Annotated in this window: 15 protein-coding genes and 1 pseudogene; 9 read left to right on the top strand and 7 right to left on the bottom strand. The window is 68.5% G+C overall.

Annotated elements, in window-relative coordinates; all coding sequences use genetic code 11:
- Positions 1–1,821 (top strand): hybrid sensor histidine kinase/response regulator AtsR, encoded by a 1,821-nt coding sequence (gene atsR, locus KU887_RS27235; RefSeq protein WP_258256212.1) that lies wholly within the window; start codon positions 1–3, stop codon positions 1,819–1,821.
- A gap of 49 nt (positions 1,822–1,870) precedes the next feature.
- Here the strand turns inward: atsR and KU887_RS27230 are convergent, their stop codons facing one another.
- Together KU887_RS27230 and KU887_RS27225 are read right to left on the bottom strand one after the other, a co-directional pair.
- Complete coding sequence (locus tag KU887_RS27230) at positions 1,871–2,290, bottom strand: secondary thiamine-phosphate synthase enzyme YjbQ (protein ID WP_011548430.1); 420 nt, start codon at positions 2,288–2,290, stop codon at positions 1,871–1,873.
- Positions 2,291–2,300: 10 nt separating this feature from the next.
- Positions 2,301–2,627, bottom strand: coding sequence for a thioredoxin family protein (locus tag KU887_RS27225; RefSeq protein ID WP_006485487.1), 327 nt, complete (start codon positions 2,625–2,627; stop codon positions 2,301–2,303).
- Between the two features lie 210 nt (positions 2,628–2,837).
- Here KU887_RS27225 and KU887_RS27220 point away from each other — a divergent pair, with 210 nt between their 5' ends.
- From KU887_RS27220 to KU887_RS27200, 5 genes and pseudogenes are all read left to right on the top strand, one after another.
- Positions 2,838–3,539: a flavin reductase family protein gene (locus KU887_RS27220; protein WP_027812970.1), complete on the top strand. Its 702-nt coding sequence runs from the start codon at positions 2,838–2,840 to the stop codon at positions 3,537–3,539.
- A gap of 22 nt (positions 3,540–3,561) precedes the next feature.
- Positions 3,562–4,997: pseudogene (locus tag KU887_RS27215) on the top strand (MFS transporter).
- Between the two features lie 53 nt (positions 4,998–5,050).
- Entirely contained in the window at positions 5,051–5,383 is a 333-nt protein-coding gene (locus KU887_RS27210; protein ID WP_006493310.1) for a DUF2322 family protein, read from the top strand.
- 106 nt (positions 5,384–5,489) lie between these two features.
- Positions 5,490–6,359 (top strand): PASTA domain-containing protein, encoded by an 870-nt coding sequence (locus KU887_RS27205; RefSeq protein WP_258256197.1) that lies wholly within the window; start codon positions 5,490–5,492, stop codon positions 6,357–6,359.
- A 142-nt stretch (positions 6,360–6,501) separates the two neighbouring features.
- The gene (locus KU887_RS27200) at positions 6,502–7,134 is read left to right on the top strand and encodes a LysE family translocator (protein WP_011548435.1); all 633 of its coding nucleotides are present in this window, start codon (positions 6,502–6,504) and stop codon (positions 7,132–7,134) included.
- 54 nt (positions 7,135–7,188) lie between these two features.
- Here the strand turns inward: KU887_RS27200 and KU887_RS27195 are convergent, their stop codons facing one another.
- The 3 genes from KU887_RS27195 to KU887_RS27185 all read right to left on the bottom strand — a co-directional run bounded on the left by KU887_RS27195 (position 7,189) and on the right by KU887_RS27185 (position 9,281).
- Positions 7,189–7,869, bottom strand: a complete 681-nt coding sequence (locus KU887_RS27195; protein WP_258256193.1) for a YebB family permuted papain-like enzyme — start codon at positions 7,867–7,869, stop codon at positions 7,189–7,191.
- Between the two features lie 148 nt (positions 7,870–8,017).
- Positions 8,018–8,587 (bottom strand): hypothetical protein, encoded by a 570-nt coding sequence (locus KU887_RS27190; protein ID WP_258256192.1) that lies wholly within the window; start codon positions 8,585–8,587, stop codon positions 8,018–8,020.
- A 235-nt stretch (positions 8,588–8,822) separates the two neighbouring features.
- Positions 8,823–9,281 (bottom strand): Lrp/AsnC family transcriptional regulator, encoded by a 459-nt coding sequence (locus tag KU887_RS27185; protein ID WP_006486309.1) that lies wholly within the window; start codon positions 9,279–9,281, stop codon positions 8,823–8,825.
- A gap of 125 nt (positions 9,282–9,406) precedes the next feature.
- On the opposite strand from KU887_RS27185, the gene KU887_RS27180 reads away from it, so the two are divergent.
- From KU887_RS27180 to surE, 3 genes are all read left to right on the top strand, one after another.
- The gene (locus KU887_RS27180; protein ID WP_006486303.1) at positions 9,407–10,141 is read left to right on the top strand and encodes an AzlC family ABC transporter permease; all 735 of its coding nucleotides are present in this window, start codon (positions 9,407–9,409) and stop codon (positions 10,139–10,141) included.
- A complete protein-coding gene (locus tag KU887_RS27175) occupies positions 10,134–10,442 on the top strand; it encodes an AzlD family protein (RefSeq protein WP_078041264.1) in 309 nt (102 codons plus the stop codon). The genes KU887_RS27180 and KU887_RS27175 overlap by 8 nt, the downstream gene beginning before the upstream one ends.
- A 195-nt stretch (positions 10,443–10,637) precedes the next feature.
- The gene (gene surE, locus KU887_RS27170; protein WP_258256175.1) at positions 10,638–11,417 is read left to right on the top strand and encodes a 5'/3'-nucleotidase SurE; all 780 of its coding nucleotides are present in this window, start codon (positions 10,638–10,640) and stop codon (positions 11,415–11,417) included.
- A gap of 79 nt (positions 11,418–11,496) precedes the next feature.
- On the opposite strand, the gene KU887_RS27165 is transcribed toward surE, so the two are convergent.
- The gene (locus tag KU887_RS27165) at positions 11,497–12,318 is read right to left on the bottom strand and encodes an SDR family NAD(P)-dependent oxidoreductase (protein WP_124478236.1); all 822 of its coding nucleotides are present in this window, start codon (positions 12,316–12,318) and stop codon (positions 11,497–11,499) included.
- A 154-nt stretch (positions 12,319–12,472) separates the two neighbouring features.
- Complete coding sequence (locus KU887_RS27160) at positions 12,473–15,148, bottom strand: GH92 family glycosyl hydrolase (protein WP_258256174.1); 2,676 nt, start codon at positions 15,146–15,148, stop codon at positions 12,473–12,475.
- Positions 15,149–15,150: the final 2 nt, after the last annotated feature.

Raw genomic sequence — 15,150 nt, 5'->3', positions numbered from 1 at the left:
ATGACGCGGCGGCGATGGAAAAATAGAAAGATCATCCTGGTCCTCGGCTCGCTGTGGATCATGGGGTTCGCCGCGTGGGCGTTCCTGCTGTGGGATCTCCTCGCCACCTCGGTCAACGAGGGCGTGCTCGAGGGGCCGCGCGAAGGCGTGTTCTGGACCGCCGCGCAATACCGCAACGTGTATACCCGCTTCGATCGCCAGCTGATTCTCTACGCGACGCGCGAGGACGATGACTTCGATCACCTGCAGATGCAGCTCGACAGCCTGTCGGTGTCGTTCGGGTTCCTGCAGCGGCCGTCGGAAGTGTCCCAATACTGGCTGCGCATCCCGCGCGCGCGCAACGAGATCGACGCGCTTGGCGAATTCATGACGCGCCTGAAGCGCGAAGTGCCGCTGCTGCGCGACTCGCCGAAGCAGGCGCGTCAGGTGATCGACGAAGTCAACGCGTACTGGCCGAAGGTCAACGGCCTCGCGAACTACTTCCGCGCGATCGAAATGGCGCAGCGCGATTTCACGTTCCATCAACTGAAGGACAAGCAGCGCGCGATCCTGATCCTCGGCATCGTGCTCGGCGTGATCCTGTGCGCGTTGTTCCTGCTGCTGTTCTATACGATGCGCACGCGCGACGACCTGCTGGAGCGGCAAAACGCGGCGCTCGATGCGGAGCGCAAGGCGTCCGACCGCGCGTTCGAGATGATCGAGGCGAAGAACGCGTTCCTCGGGATGGTCAGCCACGAACTGCGTACGCCGCTGCAGGCGATCTGCGGATCGATCGAGATCCTGCTCGCGCGCCCGCAGTCCGACGCGAACCTGAAGACGATCCGGCGGCTGCAGAATTCCGCGCTGTCACTGGAGGCGCTCGTCAAGGACCTCACCGACTACATCAAGCTGCGCTCGACGAAGCGCGTCGCCGAACTCGATACCGTCGGCATCGCGCCGCTGCTTGCCGAAGTGCTCGAACCGCTGCGCGAGAGGATCGCGACGAAACGGATCACGGTCACGCAGCACGTCGAGCCGGCCGGCCTCGCGATCTGCTCGGATCGCAAGCTGCTGCGACAGGTACTGTCGAACCTGATCGAGAACTCGGTCAAGTACACGACCGGCGGCTCGATCACGGTGGCGATCACGCTCGCCGACGCGCCGGCCGGCCAGCAGCTGAAGATCGCCGTGCGCGACACCGGCGCGGGCATCGCGAAGCAGCATCTGTCGAAGATCTTCGAGCCGTTCTATCGCGCGAACGACGCAGTCGGGCTGCACGTAGACGGGATCGGCATGGGGCTCGCGGTCGTGCGCGAAATCGTGACGACGCTGCGCGGGCATGTGGACGTGCGCAGCGTGGTCGGCGAAGGCAGCGAGTTCGTCGTGACGCTGCCGGTCGAAGTGCCGGGCGCCGATACGGCCGGCACCGCGGCTGGCGACGTGCCCGCGCTGCCGGCCGTACCGGCGCACCGCGGCCGGCGCGCGCTGGTAGTCGACGACAACGACAACGCGCGCGAAACGCTCGGCGCGATGTTGTCGGCGCTCGGCCTCGAGGCGGATCTGTGCGGCACCGGACAGGAAGGCGCCGCGCGCTTCGGCACGGGCCGCTACGATCTCGTCGTGCTCGACCTCGAACTGCCGGACCTGAGCGGATTCGACGTGGCGCGGCGCATTCGCGCGATGGCGCAACCCGACGACGACGGCCGGCATCCGGCGATCCTCGGCGTCAGCGCGTATGAATCGGCGGCGCTGCGCGAGAACCAGCGGGTGTTCGACGCGTTCCTGCCGAAGCCGGTCCACCTGCGCGAGCTCGGCACGCTCGTCGAGAAGCTGCTCGCCTGAGCCGCGCGCCGGCGCGGCGTCACGCGTTTTCGTCCGCTCGTCTGCTCGCTTATTCGCCGATCAGATGCAGCACGATGTCACGCCGGTGCGCCGCGCGGCGATGCTCGAACACATAAATCCCCTGCCACGTGCCGAGCACCATGCGCCCGTGCTCGACCGGGATCGACAGTTGCACCTGCGTGAGCGCCGTGCGCAGATGCGCGGGCATGTCGTCGGCGCCTTCGGTGTCGTGCTCGTAGCGCGTGTCGTCCTCGGGCGCGAGTGTCGCGAAATAGCGTTCGATATCGCGCTGCACCGACGGGTCCGCATTCTCCTGGATCAGCAGCGACGCCGACGTATGGCGGCAGAACACGGTGAGCAGGCCGGTGCGGATCGCCTGCTGGTCGACGAACGCGCGCACCTGCGGCGTGACTTCGACGAGGCCGCTGCCGCGCGTATCGACGCCGACGTGCGTGATGGCCTGTTGCATCGCCATGACCTCAGGCCAGCGCGGCGAAGCCGTCGGCTTCGATCTGTTTCGCGTCGGCGGGGCGCACGACGCGCGCGACTTCGACCCCATCGCGCAGGAAGACCAGCGTCGGCCACAGCTTCACGCCGAACGAGCGGCCGAGCGGACGGCCGGGGCCGTCCTCGATCTTCAGGTGCCGCACGGCAGGATGCGCGGAGAACGACGCCGTGATCGCAGGCTGCGCGCCTGCGCAGATCCCGCACCAGTTCGCGCCGAATTCGATGACGGTTGCGCCGCCCAGTGCGTCGACTTCCGCGCGGGTCGGCGCGTTGGCGGTATAGCGTTGCTCGGTGTCCATCAGGCCCTCGTGTGCGTTGGCGGAACGTGACTGCACGCGCCGGCGCGATGCGGGCGCGTGCGGCCTTCGATTTCTTACTGTAGCGGAAAAGCCCGCGCGCTGCCGGCGCGGTCCGCGCGCATCGTCCGGAATGACACGACAAGAATCGGAGCGCCGCATCGCCGCGACGGGATCAGCATGGGAACCGATCCCGTCAACGAGGCTTCGACCATGAATGCGCCGCATTGCGTCACCGAACCGAACATCCTCTACTTCGGCACGCCCGTCGTGCTGGTCAGCACGCTGAACGAAAACGGCACGGCCAATCTCGCGCCGATCTCGTCCGCGTTCTGGCTCGGCTGGCGCGGCGTGATCGGCATCGCCGCCAGTTCGCAAACCACCCGCAACCTGCTGCGCACCGGCGAATGCGTGCTGAACCTGCCGTCGTCGGCGCAGGCGGACGCGGTCGACCGGATCGCGCGCACGACGGGCACGTACCCGGTACCCGACGGCAAGCGCGCGAAAGGCTACGTATTCGAACCGGACAAGTTCGGCACGGCCGGGCTGACCGAAGCGGCATCGCAAACCGTCACGCCGCCGCGCGCGCTCGAATGCCCGGTGCACATGGAGGCGGTCGTCGCGGCCACCTACGGAATCGGCGACGACACGCCCGACCTGCGCGGCCGCATCCGCGTGTTCGAGCTGCGCATCCAGCGCGTGCACGTGCATCCCGACCTGCTGATGGACGGTCATCCGGACCGCATCGATCCGGACAAGTGGTCGCCGCTGATCATGAGCTTCCAGAAGTTCTACGGGCTGGCGCCGCGGCAGGTGCATCCGTCGCGGCTCGCCGAAATTCCCGAACGCGCGTATCGCAGCCCCGACATCGAGCGTTCGCGCGACGCGGGCACGCTGGCCGGTAGCGCACGGTAATGAAGCGCGCGGGAGAACGCCTGTGAATTCGATACGCCGCCCTGCTGCCACCCGTGCGGCCGATGTCGCCGCGCCGGCCCGGCACCGCCTCGTGCTGCCGGCGCTGTGCATCGCCGTGCTGATCGCGCAGATCGACACGGCGATCGTCAATCTCGCGACCGAACCGATCGGCGCCGCGTTCGGCGCCCGCGTCGCCGCGCTGCAGTGGGTGATCGACGCGTACAACCTCGCGTATGCGGTGCTGCTGCTGCTCACGGGCGGCCTGATCGACGACCTGTACGGCCGGCGGCGTGCATTCGTGCTCGGCGCGACGGTGTTGAGCGGCGCGTCGGTCGTGTGCGCGCTCGCGCCGACGCTGGCGTGCTGATCGCGGGCCGCACGCTCGCCGGCGCGGGCGCCGCGCTGCTGATCCCCGCGTCGCTCGCGATCGTCCGCGTGCTCTGGCGCGATCCGGCCGAACGCGCACGCGCGCTCGGCATCTGGGCCGCGTGCGGCGGCATCGCGATGATCGTCGGCCCGACGCTCGGCGGCGTGCTGATCCACGCGTTCGGCTGGCGCAGCATCTTCGGCGTCGTGATTCCGTTCGGCATCGCCGCGATCGCACTCGCCAGCGCCGTCGTGCCGGAATCGGCCGATCCGCGGGGCCGGCGCTTCGACCCGGCCGCGCAGGTGCTCGGTGCGATCGCGATCGGCTGCGTCGTATTCGCGACGATCGACGCGCGCCACGACCCGCTGCGCGCGGCGCTGCTGATCGGGACCGGCGCGGCCGCGATCGCGCTGTTCGTGCGGATCGAACGGCGGCTCGGCACGGCCGCGCTCGTGCCGCTCGACCTGTTCGCGAATCGCACGTTCCGCGGGATGCTGGTCGGCAACGGCGCGATGACGTTCGGCGGCTACGGGATGCTGTTCGTGCTGCCGCTCGCATGGCAAAGCCGCCACGTGCTCGACGCCACCGGTGCCGGCCTCGCGCTGCTGCCGATGTCGGTGCCGTTCGCGCTCGTGTCGTTCGGCTCCGGTGCCGTTGCGGCCCGCGTCGGCGCACGCACGGCCGGCGCGGGCGGCGTCGCGCTGATGGGACTCGGGCTCGCCGCGATCGGCATCGGCGCGGCCGGGTCGACGAATCCGCACGCGCCGATGCTCGCGTGGGCCGAGGCGGGGCTCGCGCTGACCGGCACGGGCCTCGGCCTCGCGGTCGGCTCGCTGGCCGCGACGGCCGTCGGCGCGGTCGACGCCGCGCGCGCCGGCACCGCGGCATCGCTGATGAACGTGACGCGGATGATCGGCGCGGTCTTCGGCGTCGCGCTGCTGGGCGCGCTGTACGACGCGTGCGGCGGCGGCGCGTCGGGGCTGCGGGTCGCGATGCTGACGGGCAGCGCGCTGCAGCTCGGGGGCGCGGCGCTCGCGTGGCGCACGGCCGGCACCGGCACGCGGGCCGGTGCACCGAGGCCGATCGGATAAGATACGGCCGGCCACGCACCTTGGCCCATGACCGAACCGACGGAGTGTTTTCAGTGATTCAACCGACCCCAGTATTCAAGGACAACCTCGCGCAACTGCCGGCCATCGACGGCATCGCGCGCATCGATCTCGTCGGCGCGAACGGCGACGTGGTCGCGACCATCGAGAACCAGCCGGGCAAGCAGGGCTCGCTCGCGGTGTACCACTATCTGAAGCAGGCGTTCGGCACGCTCGACGCGAAAGCGGCCGAGCACGGCCTCGCGGTGTTCGCCGAGCATACGGCCGACGCACGCAATCGTCCGGGCGCGCACCCGAACGTCGACCGTCTGCTGGCGATCGTGGCCGGCGGCGACGCACTGCGCATCGACGTCGTCGCGAAGGACTGAGTCGGCGGCGACACGCACGCGTACCGCCGGGCGGCGCGCGCGACCGTGACGGACGGGCGAAAAAGCGCTTGCCGCGCCCGTCCCACTTTCCCCGGAGACAACCAGCGTGCTTCCTTCCGTTGCCTCGCCGCTCACGCGGCATCTGGCGTCGATCGTTTCGATCGCGGTACTTGCCGGCGCCACGTTCGGCGGCACGGCATCGGCCGAGCCGCTGCGCACGGCCTCCGATATCGCCGGAGCGTCGCTCGTGCCGCTCGGCACGCTGCCGCACTCGCCTGAAAGCGGTTCGCTCGATCCGTTCTGCACGCAATATCGCGCGAAGGCGACCACGGCGGCCGGCCGCGAAGTCGCGAAGCGCGACTGGATCGTGACATCCGAGGCACCGCTCGGGCGCTACACGGTCGTGAGCTTCGCGAGCGGATTCAACGCCGGCACGAGCGCGATCTGTTTCGCGCGCAACGGCAACCTCGGCGTATTCGACGGCGCGACGCTCGTCGCGCTCGGCTACACGGCGCGCAAGGCGGGCTGGCAGCTCGGCTCGGTCGATCGTCTGGAAAACGGTGCACTGCTCGTCTGGGGCGGCGACGGCCCCGGAGCGCCCGTCGGCGAGCTGCACGAGGAAAACGGCGGCCTGCGGCTGACCCGCGTCGCCGCCGAAAGCACGCACTGCAGCGGCCGCGCGGTCGTGCCGAACGTATACGGCAAGCCGCTCGACGCGGCCCGCAAGATACTGATCGCGCATGGCTGGCAACCGCTGCGGCCGCGCGAGAAGCCGGACGCGATGGACGGGGCTGCAACGCTCGCGAAGCACGGCATTATCGAAGCCGAAGCGTGCTCGGGCACCGGCGTCGGGTATTGCGCGCTGCGCTACCGGAATGCGGCCGGCGTGCTCGGCGTGACGACGGTGGGCGGCGAGCCGGACCGGCCTTCCGAGAACACCGTGATCGACTATCAGGTTGCCTGTCGCAAGCAGTGAACGGCGTGCAGGCGGCGCATGCGCAATGCATGCGTCATGCGATCCGTGCCGCCAGGCCATCGTCCGTTCGCTCGATTGACCGGCCTCGCGCGCCCTCCTACACTGAGTTCCCTTTTACGCCGCACCAGCAAAAGGGACTGCCATGATCGACCTCTCCACGCTCGCGCTGTTCTCCGGCGCGTGTCTCGCGCTGACCATCACGCCCGGCCCCGACATGTTGCTGATCGCGTCCCGCAGCGTGAGCCAGGGCCGGCGCGCCGGCTTCGCGACGCTCGCGGGCATTCAGGCCGGCACCTACTGCCACGCGCTGGCGGCCGCGTTCGGTCTGTCGCAGCTCTTCGTCGCGGTGCCGCTCGCGTATGACGTCGTGCGCTTCGCCGGCGCCGCGTATCTGCTGTATCTCGCCTGGAAAACGTTCCGTTCGGACGCGACCGCGCTGTCGCCCGTCGCGTCGCAACGTCGCCGCTCGACCGCGACGATCTTCCGCCAGGGGCTGACGACCAACCTGCTGAACCCGAAGATGGCGCTGTTCGTGCTCGCGCTGTTCCCGCAGTTCGTGCGGCCCGAGCAGGGTTCGATCGCCGTGCAGATTCTCGTGCTGGCGACGGTGCTCAACCTGATCGGGCTCGTCGTAAACGGCGCGGTGATTCTGTCCGCGAGCCGGCTGAGCCAGCGGATCGGCGCGCGCCGCCGGCCGTCGAAGGTGCCGCAGTATCTGCTGGGGTCGGTGTTCGTGGGGCTGGCGGCGCGGCTCGCGATGGCGGGACGGCACTGAGGGCAGCCAGCAGCGCGAACGGAACCGTGCGAGCCCCGACGACACACGAGGCCGTCAGCCGTCGCGACCGGTGCCCGAATCACGCGTGTCCATCACCACGCGCAACGAACCGCTATCGAGGATGCTTGCCGGCGTCACCGTGCGGCGGTGCCACGGAATCCGGCCGAAATACCAGATCCTCCAGAAGCCGAGCGGATGATCGGGATTCCGGTGCAGCAGCGTGTCGAAGGTCTCGACGTCGCCGAGCACGATCCGCGTCGCCTCGCACACGACCTCGCGCACGAAACGTGAGCAGAACTGCCGGCGCGACGCGAGATTGAAACCCGTGTCGTAGACCACACCGATCCGGCGCATCGCCGCGGCGACGAGTTCACGACGCTGCGCGGCGTCGAGCGGCTGCCTGAGCCGCGCGATCACGCATGCGCCGCGATCGGAGCGCGCGAGAACCCGCGACATCGTCGTGACGCGCGACAGCGGAAACGTGCTTTCGGCGATCAGCGTCTCGCCGCCGCGCTCGCCGACGACGATGCCGACGTGATTCGTCCATGAACGCGTCGCGCTCGCCACTTCGAGAAACGGCCGCACGGTGACGCGGATGAAGACGATGTCGCCGATTTCCGGTTCGGCCGGCAACGGCTCGGCAAGCGAGTCGGGAGCGCCGGCGGAAAGGAGCCGCCGCCGGCGCGCGCCGGGCGAACGGATCAGAAGCGGCTGGCGGCCCGGGTCGACGACCATACGAACCTCGCGCGAGTGGACATGACGCGAGCATGGCAGGCGCAGCCGCACGCCGCATCCGCTTCATCTGCAAGGGCTGGAATCCGCGCCGCCGGGTGGCGGATTTCGATACTGGCGTGACACGCGAAGCGCCCGAACCCAGCACCCTTCAGCGCGTCGCACCCAGCGCCACGCGCAGCCGCTCCATCAACCGCGTGTAATGCCGCAGCACGTCGTCCTTCGACACGACATTCGCGGTCGAGAAACGCTCGGACCACACCGGCTTCCATTCATACGAACCGTGCACGCTGCGGTCGCCGTCGGGCGCCTGGATCAGCGAGCGGATCCGCGCGTCGCGGCCCGGCCCCGTATGCATCTCGAACAGCGCGTGGATGAACGTGTGATACGCGTCGTACACGTCGTCGTCGAACAGGTAGCGGTAGATGTGGAACGTGCGGTCGAGGTCGCGCTTCGCGCGGATCACGTCGTCCGGCGAGATGTCCTTCCAGTAGCCGATCCACGTGTAGAAGCACAGCAGCGCATTGAGCTGCGGCGCGACCGCGTCGTACAGCGCGAGCCGCTTCTCGATCAGCCGCTGGTTGGTCCACTGCACGAGCTCGAGCCGCTGCAGCCGGCGCGCGACGAGCCAGCCGAGACACGCGACCGACAACGGCGTCAGCACGCCGAGCACGAGCTTGACGATTTCCAGCGAATTCCACGGCGTATTGAATGGCTGCATGTAGGGCTTGACAGGAAAAAACGCATTCGCGTCGACGCGTAACCCGGCGCGCTACGCAGCGCCGCTCGGCCGAGCGCGTCGGCATTGACCGTTAGTTGCTTGCACATCGAACACCGCATGACCGTGCCGGCAATGCAGGCGATGCGACTCACTCCGTCAGTGTATCGGGCGATTGTCACCGTGCAATGCCGCTCATCGTCGACGCATCGTCACGCGCCCCGCGCGTCGCCCCGCTTCAGGTGGGTAGCGCCGACGTGAGCTTGACCTTCTGCATCGGAATGTCGGTCTTCACGCTGAGCACGCCGGGGATGCGCGTCAGGTATTCCATCTGGAAGCGCCGGTAATCGTCGATGTCGGCCGCGACGACGCGCAGCAGGAAATCGCAGTCGCCGGCCATCAGATGGCATTCGACGACTTCCGGCATCTGCTGGACGGCCTCGGCGAAACGGTTCACCGATTCCGCGTCCTGCCCCTTCAGCCACACGCGCGTGAAAATCGTCAGCCCCTTGCCGACCTTCGCCGGGTTCAGCACGGCCACGTACTTCTCGATCACGCCGGCTTCCTCGAGGAGCCGCACGCGCCGCAGGCACGGCGACGGCGACAGCCCGACCTCGTGCGCGAGCTCCACGTTCTGCATGCGGCCGTCGCGCTGCAGCGCGCTCAGGATCCGGCGGTCGATAGCGTCAAGTTTCATTTGGCATCCGATTCCAAAAAATTCGTGTATCACGCGTTCAATGCCAAATTCTGAGAAAAATCTGGCGACAACGCAACCCGATTCGAGTCAAAAAAGCAGACAATTCCTCCCCCGAAGGAGGAGTGATGAGCAGTAGCGTTTCAACGTCGTCCGGGCTTCGCGACAAGCCCGCCTATGTCGCCGAGATGGGTCGCGGTTTGCGCGCGGCGCTGCCCGTCATGCTGGGTTTCGTGCCGTTCGCGCTGGTGCTGGGCGCACAGGCCGCGCAGAAAGGACTGAGCCTGTTCGAGGTGCCGATGATGACGGGCCTGAACTTCGGCGGCGGCTCCGAATTCGCGGCGATCCATCTGTGGACGTCGCCGCCGCACATCGCGCTGATCGTCGCGATGTCGTTTCTCGTGAATTCGCGCCACATCCTGATGGGCGCCGCGTTCGAGCCGTATATCCGGCGCCTGCCGCGCCGCCGCGCGTTCGTCGCGCTGTTCTTCATGTGCGACGAGAGCTGGGCGATGTCGCTCGCCGACGCGCGCGAGCGCTCGGCCACGCACATCAGCGTGCCCTATTACGCGGGCATCTGCATGGGGCTCTACCTGACGTGGATCTCGATGACGACGCTCGGCGCGGCGGTCGGCCCGACGATCGGCAACGTCGAACAGTACGGCTTCGACATGGCGTTCACGGCCGTGTTTCTGGTGCTGCTGCGCGGGATGTGGAAAGGGGTGCGCGCGAGCCGTCCGTGGTTCGTGAGCCTCGTCGTCGCGGCGGCTACCCATCTCGCGCTGCCCGGTGCGTGGTACGTCGCGGCCGGCGCCTGCGCGGGGCTGATCGCCGCGCTGCTGTGGGAGCCGCGCGATGCCTGAGCTTCCGGATTTCGGCACGGTCGCGACGATCGTGCTGATGGCGTCGACCACCTACTTGTCGCGCATTCTCGGCTACGTGCTGCTGCGCAACCGCACACTGAGCCCGCGCATGGCGTCGGTGATGGAGAACGTGCCGGGCTGCGTGCTGATCTCGGTGATCGCGCCGGCCTTCGTGTCGACGCGCCCGGCCGACTTGCTCGCGCTCGCGGTCACGCTGCTTGCGGCGACGCGCCTGTCGATCCTGCCGACCGTCATCGTTGGCGTCGTGTCGGCCGGCGTGCTGCGCTACCTGCTCGGCTGAGCGGTGCCGCCGGCCACCCCGGCACCGCATTCCACGACACGACGAACGGGCGCGCGATGCGCCCGTTTTCACGTCCACGCCGGCCGGCGTCATGCGCGCGACACGACGATCCTCGCGCGGGAGTGCTAGCCTTGTGGCTTGCGCCACGCCGCCCTTCCCCTTCCCGTCTCATTGCCCTTCGCGAGGATCGCCCCGATGCAAGCAACCCGCCCGCTGTTCGACCGTGTCCTGCTCACCAACGACGACGGATTCGACGCTCCCGGCCTCGACATACTCGAACAGGTCGCCACGCAACTCGCCCGCGAAGTGTGGATCGTCGCTCCAGCCGAAGACCAGAGCGGCACGTCGCATTCGCTGAGCCTGCACGAACCGCTGCGCGTGCATCGCAAGGGCGAGCACCGCTTCGCGGTGCGCGGCACGCCCGGCGACTGCGTCGCGATCGCGGTCAGCCACCTGATGAAGGGCGCGCGGCCCGACGTCGTGCTGTCCGGCGTGAATCGCGGCGCGAACCTCGGCACCGAAACGGTGTTTTCCGGCACGGTCGGCGCGGCGATGACGAGCATGCTGGTCGGCGTGCCGGCCATCGCGCTGAGCCAGGCCTTCACCGATCGCAATGCGGTGCCGTGGGGCACCGCGCTCGCGCATGCGCCGGACGTCATCCGCCGGCTCGTCGCGGCCGGCTGGGACAGCGACGCGTGCCTCAACGTGAATTTCCCGCCGCGGCCGGCCGACGACGTGCGCGGCCTGAAGGTGACGAACCAGGGCGCCGGCATGCTGCAGGGCGTCGAGATCGTGTCGGGACGCGATCCGCGCGAGATCGACTATCACTGGCTGAAGCTTGCGCGTGCACCGCGCGACGACGATGCGGATTCGGAAACGGTCGCACTCGGCGAAGGGTATATCTCGGTCACGCCGCTGAAGTTCGAGCGCACGCACGATCAGGCGCTCGCACGGCTGCGGTCGAACCTCGGCTGATCGATCGCGCGTACGAACGACCTCGGCGGTTGCGCAACACGCGATGCCTGCGCGCCGCCGCATCACCGCATCAGCCGCCTCAGGTCAGACTCAACCCGCCGTCGAGCATCACGATCTCGCCCGTCACGTAATCGGACGCGACGAGCATCGCGACCGTCTGCGCGATATCGTCCGGCGTCGCCGCGCGACGCATCGGCGCGCGCTCGCGCCAGAGCTGCTGCGCGTCCGTCCAGTCGGCGGTCAGCGGCGTGTCGACGAGCCCCGGCGCGACCGCGTTGACGCGAATCGCCGGTGCGAGCGTGCGGGCGAGCAGCCGCGTCGTGTGATTGAGCGCGGCCTTCGCGGCCGCATACGGAATCGACGCGCCCTTCGGCCGCACGCCCGCATGCGAGCTGACGTTCACGACACACCCGGCCCGGCCGCGCGACGCCGACTCGCGCAGCGCGGCCTCCGCTTCGGCCACCAGCCGGAACGGTGCGATCACGTTGATTTCGTGCATCTCGCGCCACACGTCGGGCGTGGCGGCCGCGAGGTCGTCATGCGCAATCACGCGGCTGGCGCCCGCGTTGTTGACGAGCACGTCGAGCCGCCCGTGCACGGCGAGCGCATCGCGGATCAGCCGCACGCGCTCGGCATCGTCGGCGAGATCGGCCTGCACATATGCGCCGCCGAGTTCGCGTGCCATCGCCCGCCCGGTGTCGGCCGAGCTGCGCGAATGCAGGATGACTGCGTAGCCGTCGGCCGCGAGACGCCGTGCGACGGCCGCGCCGATCCCCGACGTCGAGCCGGTGACGAGCGCGACCGGCCGATGCACGCGCGCCGCGCGCGGCTCGCCGGCGGTTTCGGTTTCAGGTGCCGTTTCGGCAATCGGGGCAGACATCGGCGGAAGCGGCGCGTCCATGGCGTGGAACCCTGTCAGTGGCGTTCCCGCATCATAAGCGCGACGGGGCACAGCATCGAAGCGCAATCGATCCGGCCCCTTCGTGCCTGCCGGCGGCGCTACCCGATGAATCGGGCTGCGCTGCCGGCGGCGCGCCATGACGGCGCACGTGCTGCTACTGTGCGCGGGTCGTGCCGCCGGCCGCCAACAACGACGGCGCCAGCGCGCTGTTCGGGTCCTGACCGTTCCACTGACTGACCCACGCATCGTTCGGCGTCGAGCCCATCACGAAATCGAGCCTGCCGCCGGCCTTCATCTCGTCATAGGTGATGTAGGGCCGATGCAGCGGCGTGCCGTTCAGGCTGACCGACTGCACGTAGCGATTGACCGACGACGGCGCGGCGCCGGACGCCGTATGCGCGGTGATCGTGAAGCGTCGCGCACCGCCGAACTTCAACGCGCCGCCGGCGCCGCTGCCCGACGCCACCGGGATATCGATCGACGCCTCCTCGAACAGCGGCGTACCGAAATAGAACACGCCGCCCACCGGATTCAGCGAATAGATGCCGAGCGTGGACAGCACGTACCACGCGGACAACTGGCCGCAGTCGTCGTTGCCGGGGATCGCCGCATCGCGCACGCGCCGTGGATCGTTCAGCGCGGCCTTCAGGCTGTCGCTGCTCAGCAATGCACGATCGCCGGCTGTGAGCGTCAGCGAGTACATGTCGTCCATCACCGTGCGCACGCGGTCCTGCGTCTTCGACGGCATGCCGGCGACGTCGTACAGGTACGGCAGGTGGTTCGCCGGTTCGTTGCCCGCGAAGAACTGGCCGCTGCGGCCGGTCAGGTCCGGGAAGCCCTGGTTGTACTGGAAGGTCAGCGGGTTGGCCGGATCGAACGTGCGGTCGAGCTGCGCGACGAACTGGCTCTTGCCGCCGAGCAGCGCGACGAGGCCCGGGAAGTCGTGGAAGATGTTCCACGTGTCGACCCACGAATTCGACTCGGAGAAGTCGGTTTTCTCGGCGGCCGTCGGATCGAAGCCCGCGACCCAGTTGCCCTGCGCGTCCTTCGGCTGCGAGAACTTCCAGCCGTTGTTCGGCACCGGGTTGAACACGTTCCGGTAGTTCTGGCTGCGCGTCAGATAAGGCTGGTAGTCGGCCGTGCCCTTGCCGGCCGCCTTGCCGACCGCGGCCGTCGCCCAGTCGTCGAATGAATAGTCCTGCGTGGTCGACACGGACGCGTTGTCCCCCGCATGGACGTAGCCGCGCTGACGATACTGGTCGAAGCCGTGCGCGCTCGCGCTTTGCGTGGTCGTCAACGCGGTCCAGATGTCGTCGATGCCCGCGCTCGTCAGGTGCTTCAGGTACGCATCCGCGATCATCGGAATCGACGGGTGGCCGGCCATCGTGAAGGTTTCCGTTTGCGCGAGCGGCCACACCGGCAGTTCGCCCTTGCCGTTCTGCCTGAACTGCGTGAGCAGCGACTTGACCCAGCCGTCGACGCGTTCGGGCTGAACCAGCGTCATCAGCGGCGCCTCGGCGCGGAACGTGTCCCACAGCGAGAACGTCGACGAATAGTCGAAACCCGGATTCGCATGCTTGCTCGTGGTCGGCGGCGACGTCGTGCCGTCGTTCGACGAATCCATGCCGACGTAGCTGCCGTCCGCGTTGTTGTAGACCGTCGGCGCGAGCATCGTGCGGTACAGCGACGTGTAGAACATCGTCCGCTGGTCGGCAGTGCCGCCCTTGATCCGGACCCGGTCGAGCGCGGCGCTCCACACGCGCTCCGCCGCGCCGCGCACCTGGTCGAACGACTTCGTGCCCACTTCCGCCGCCAGATTGGCTTGCGCATCCGCGATGCTCGACGGCGAGATGCCGACCTTCACCGTGACCGCGCCGCCATTGCCGCCGTCGGCGAACGTCAGGTACGCCTTGAAGCCGTCCGCGCTGAACGCGACGTGCTGCGTATCGAACGGCTTCGAGAACCGCGCGACGAAATACGTCGGCTTGTCGTTCGCCCAGTTGTTCGTAAACTGCCAGCCGGCGATCGTCTGCGCGTCGACGACCTGGATCTTGCCGCTCGCGGTCGAGCCGCCGATCGGGTTGTCGATGCTGACGATCATGCTGCGCTTCTGCGTCGCCGCGCTCGGGAAATACGTGTAGCGATGCACGCCCGCGTGCGTGGTTGCCGTCATCTCTGCGAGAATCTTCGCGCCCTGCACGTTCCACGGCGTGTTGCCGCTGCCGACCGGCGCCAGCTTCACGCGGTAGTAGCCGGGGCTCGCGGTTTCGTCGTCGTGGCTGAACGACGCGTCGTAGGTGATCGATGCATCGGCGGCGACCTTGGCCAGCGTCGCGGTATCGACCGGCGCGAGCGTCGGCAGGAACCGCACTTCGCCGCCCGAGCCGATGCCGGTCCCCGACAGGTGCGTATGCGTGAAGCCGGTAATGAACGGATCGTCGTACTGGTAGCCGGACGTGCGATCCCAGTTCCACGGCAGCGTATGCGCGCCGCCGGTCGTGTCCGGCCCGAGCTGCACCATGCCGAACGGCACGGTCGCGCCCGGATACACGTGGCCGTGGCCGCGCACGCCGCTGCTCCAGTCCGCGTTGATGTCGAGGTTGGCCGTGCCGATCATCGGATCGACGCTGCGCAGCACCGATCGCTTGTGCGCGCCGTTTTCCCCCTGATCGTTCTGATCGCCCTGGTCGTTCTGGTTGCCTTGATCGTTCTGGTTGCCCGGTGCGTTCGACATCTGCGCGAGCACGCTTGCATCCGTCGCCCCCTGATCGCCCCCGCACCCCGACAACACGGCAAGGCATCCGATACCCACCACGTGACGTAGCTTCATCC

Source organism: Burkholderia sp. EMB26, from assembly GCF_024730645.1.
Taxonomy (GTDB): domain Bacteria; phylum Pseudomonadota; class Gammaproteobacteria; order Burkholderiales; family Burkholderiaceae; genus Burkholderia; species Burkholderia cenocepacia.
The sequence above is the reverse complement of the archived record's forward strand: the minus strand, read 5'-3'. Positions and strand labels throughout refer to the sequence as shown.

Excerpts from the sequence above, each read along its gene's own strand:
- atsR (WP_258256212.1), top strand. The coding sequence starts at position 1 with ATGACGCGGCGGCGATGGAAAAATAGAAAGATCATCCTGGTCCTCGGC.
- KU887_RS27230 (WP_011548430.1), bottom strand. The coding sequence starts at position 2,290 with ATGCAACAGGCCATCACGCACGTCGGCGTCGATACGCGCGGCAGCGGC.
- KU887_RS27225 (WP_006485487.1), bottom strand. The coding sequence starts at position 2,627 with ATGGACACCGAGCAACGCTATACCGCCAACGCGCCGACCCGCGCGGAA.
- KU887_RS27220 (WP_027812970.1), top strand. The coding sequence starts at position 2,838 with ATGAATGCGCCGCATTGCGTCACCGAACCGAACATCCTCTACTTCGGC.
- KU887_RS27200 (WP_011548435.1), top strand. The coding sequence starts at position 6,502 with ATGATCGACCTCTCCACGCTCGCGCTGTTCTCCGGCGCGTGTCTCGCG.
- KU887_RS27195 (WP_258256193.1), bottom strand. The coding sequence starts at position 7,869 with ATGGTCGTCGACCCGGGCCGCCAGCCGCTTCTGATCCGTTCGCCCGGC.
- KU887_RS27190 (WP_258256192.1), bottom strand. The coding sequence starts at position 8,587 with ATGCAGCCATTCAATACGCCGTGGAATTCGCTGGAAATCGTCAAGCTC.
- KU887_RS27185 (WP_006486309.1), bottom strand. The coding sequence starts at position 9,281 with ATGAAACTTGACGCTATCGACCGCCGGATCCTGAGCGCGCTGCAGCGC.
- KU887_RS27180 (WP_006486303.1), top strand. The coding sequence starts at position 9,407 with ATGAGCAGTAGCGTTTCAACGTCGTCCGGGCTTCGCGACAAGCCCGCC.
- KU887_RS27175 (WP_078041264.1), top strand. The coding sequence starts at position 10,134 with ATGCCTGAGCTTCCGGATTTCGGCACGGTCGCGACGATCGTGCTGATG.
- surE (WP_258256175.1), top strand. The coding sequence starts at position 10,638 with ATGCAAGCAACCCGCCCGCTGTTCGACCGTGTCCTGCTCACCAACGAC.
- KU887_RS27165 (WP_124478236.1), bottom strand. The coding sequence starts at position 12,318 with ATGGACGCGCCGCTTCCGCCGATGTCTGCCCCGATTGCCGAAACGGCA.
- KU887_RS27160 (WP_258256174.1), bottom strand. The coding sequence starts at position 15,148 with ATGAAGCTACGTCACGTGGTGGGTATCGGATGCCTTGCCGTGTTGTCG.